4 protein-coding genes and 1 pseudogene are annotated in these 3,123 nt (G+C 38.4%); all 5 read right to left on the bottom strand.

Annotated elements, in window-relative coordinates:
• Window positions 1-116: pseudogene (locus BCG07_RS03015) on the bottom strand (IS30 family transposase); the annotation flags it as partial.
• 1,203 nt (window positions 117-1,319) lie between these two features.
• Window positions 1,320-1,703 carry a DUF6678 family protein gene (locus BCG07_RS03020; protein ID WP_286888577.1) on the bottom strand — a complete coding sequence of 128 codons (384 nt, stop codon included), beginning with the start codon at window positions 1,701-1,703 and terminating at the stop codon, window positions 1,320-1,322.
• A 410-nt stretch (window positions 1,704-2,113) separates the two neighbouring features.
• Window positions 2,114-2,302, bottom strand: a complete 189-nt coding sequence (locus tag BCG07_RS03025; RefSeq protein WP_286888579.1) for a hypothetical protein — start codon at window positions 2,300-2,302, stop codon at window positions 2,114-2,116.
• A 56-nt stretch (window positions 2,303-2,358) separates the two neighbouring features.
• Entirely contained in the window at window positions 2,359-2,775 is a 417-nt protein-coding gene (locus BCG07_RS03030; protein ID WP_286888581.1) for a GNAT family N-acetyltransferase, read from the bottom strand.
• A gap of 18 nt (window positions 2,776-2,793) precedes the next feature.
• Window positions 2,794-3,123, bottom strand: a 330-nt coding sequence (locus tag BCG07_RS03035) for a GNAT family N-acetyltransferase (protein WP_286888583.1), incomplete at its 5' end; no start/stop codon positions are given.

Consider the following 3,123-nt stretch of genomic DNA (forward strand, 5'->3'; position numbering starts at 1 on the left):
GAATGGTATCGATCAAATAATCTTGCTATATCATGCGCACTATCACCGCGCTGATATCGATCCCAAATTAACCTTCTTTGTTCTGCATTATAATAAATACGTTTTCTCTGTTTCATGTAAACGCTCCTTTAATTAATAATAAGGATAGCGTTGCATTCACCAGTTGAACTCACAGCCATTTCCGGACGTTCGTAACGCTTACAATAAAGGGAAAACCTGAGCGACAGCGAAGCTTTTCCCAATGAGCGAAGCGAATGTTGTTGATTGTTTTGTTATATGCCATCTATCACCAAAATCAAACTCTTAACTACTGCAACAAATATAGCTAAACCAGTTATGTATCTAGGCAGCTTAGGATATTTTTCATTCATATATTTAGCGTTGGAGATTTATTTACACTCCCAAGTTTTCCACTAAAATGCAAGGCGGCTAAGATGCAAACAATTATCACCAATAAGGTATTGTAAGGCTCAGCTAACATCAAAGAACCTTTGGCATATAACACCCCACTAAGAGGCGATAACACATGGGCTAAAATAAGGAACGAAGTGACGCAGCCCATGTGTTAGAGTCCCAACGAGCAGCGCGAGTGCCTTTAGTGTTTTGTTAGGTTTTTCACAGTTCCCACGCGAGCAATATTAACGATACGAAAAAAAAGAGTAAATATAGTAATGGTCTGCCGATGCCTTTTACAAAGATTGAAGTCCTAAACCAAATAGACAAAAAAAGAAATATCAGAGTGATTACTGCCCACAAATAGACTTTTGCTCCATTTGGGTTTCTTACTACTCTGACTTCGAATTTTTTAAACAAAGAAATATTTTCGCTGGCGTGAATTGTCAATATGGCTCCTTTAAGGAACTCATTGTTGAATGTGCCATAGTTTAAGGTTCCATAATACCGTTTTGTTTGCCCTGAGTAGCTTGCTGCTCTTGGGCTTAAGACTATTGACCAGTTTTCTGTACTGTCTTCGGTTAGAAGTAACTTGATAGTTACCTTTTCTTGACTTGCTTCGCGAGAGCCACCGTAATTTACGGTGACTCTGAAACGTTCAGAATCCATTATATTTATTAAGCAAACAGACTCTTTTTTAGTAATTAAGTCTGCACTACACACGACGTCAGGGTTTGCTAGTTCACTTTGGAAGACTATTAAAAACCATATGAAACTTAATCCAGAGAGAGAAAAGAGAATTTTTGAACGGGTGAAGAATTTCACAAGAAACCTAACGCCCATTTAAGGGGCTGATAATTGTTTGCTAAAATTGTGTAGCGAAGCGAAACCGAGCAAACTGTTAGCAGTCCCGCTTTAAATTCTTGTTAGGCATACTCTTCACCGAAACTCTCGTAACACTTTGGAAAGTAACCCCAAACTCTGATTGTTGACTTGGTTGTTTCGAACTCAAAGCCAATTTTGCGCACCAAAGTTAATACAGTTTCAGTTAGTTCTATATCAATCCACTCAACGTTAAGTAATGGGAATGGTAAGTGATAATACCATTCGCTATCCCAGCCCGATATGTAGCCATTAACTACCTTAGTTCGGTAGCAAGGTGGATTAGGGAGTTCTCGCATTTCTGAGATGAGTTCATTCCATTTTGTGTTATTGGCAGCACCAACTAATTGCTTTTCAGCAATGATCCTTTTAGCTACTTTCACGTCCTTTTCATCGGACACTGCATCAGCCATTGGCAGAAGACTCATGTGTATACCTAACAACTTTATCAGAGGACACTTTCCCTTTTTTAGCGCGAAAACGTCCTTATTTTATGAGTTTGTATTAATAGCAAAAAGCATAAGTTATTGCTAGCTATATATATTCTGCTTTATGTAACTTATATAAATATGTAACAAGAGGAAAGTGTCCTCTTATTCTTACTAAGTTAAAAACGACTCACCTGATCGACCGCTTATCGCTCTCAGCAGCCACAAGAAGGCGATAGGTCGCGTCTTTCTTTTTGTCTTTTAAAATAAATAATCCAAAAGAACTACAACTTAGCTACATGATTTAGCGTCCCTAGATGACGATGCACAAGCTTTAACAAGATAATTGGTTGCCCATTTGGTGCGCTGCGACCTTGCCCCCAGTTTTCGAGCGTTCTTGCTGAAGTATGTTAGATGTCAGCAAACACACTGCGCGACATATTAAATGTTTCTCTAATATTTACTATTTCATCGGGTGAGATAGCAAGATCGTTAATATCATTTACCGTATGGGTGCTTAACGTAAGTTTTCCTTGTGAATGCGCTTTAGCATCATCAAGTGCTATAGTTAATTCTGAGAATAAAGCACGTTTGCTCATTGCGCCATACCTCTAAAAACTATTTTAATAATCTTGATATCATGCAGCAGTAGCCATTACTTGCTAATAAACTTACACATTCCTAACCCTAAACCATCGCCATCACGCTTTACATAACCATATTGAGTATAAAAGCTTTCTTTACCATGAGCGCTTAATAAAGCTATTGTCGCGCTATTAGAGCATGTGTTGCTTAGGTAGTTTTCAATATGGGTCATAACTAAATGACCAATGCCTTGCTTTTGATAACTTGGCGCAACAATTACATCTTGAATATAAAAATACATTGCGCTATCACCAACCACTCTGCCAGTGCCTATTAACTTATCCGTGTCGTATACAGTGACCCAAAACAATGAATTTTCGATGCTTGCTTTCAATACTTCATCGTCAGGATTTTGCCAATTTACTTGTGTACGTAAATTGGCAAATTCATCCAGTGCTGGGGCTTTAAGTTCAACTTTATAACCCATAATATCCCCTACTCACTTTTAAAGCACTTTACTCATAAACAAGCTATACGGGTCTAACTCATAATTACCAAACGGTTCGCACTCTTTAAAACCAAATTGGACGTAAAGCTTTTGTGCGGGTAAAAATGCCTTAGCAGTGCCGGTTTCTAAGCTAAGTTTTTTATACCCTCGCAGTGTTGCTTGCTCAATAATATGCGTGAGTAACTTAGCCGCTATGCCTTGGCGTAAATAGTTGCTTGAGGTGCGCATTGATTTAATTTCGCCATGCGTGGCATTGAGCACTTTTAATGCGCCGACACCCGCTAAGTTATTATCAATCCATAAACTATAAAAAGTTATATCGGGCTG

Source organism: Pseudoalteromonas sp. ESRF-bin5 (genome assembly GCF_002632075.1).
In the GTDB taxonomy this organism is placed as follows: Bacteria; Pseudomonadota; Gammaproteobacteria; order Enterobacterales; family Alteromonadaceae; genus Pseudoalteromonas; species Pseudoalteromonas marina.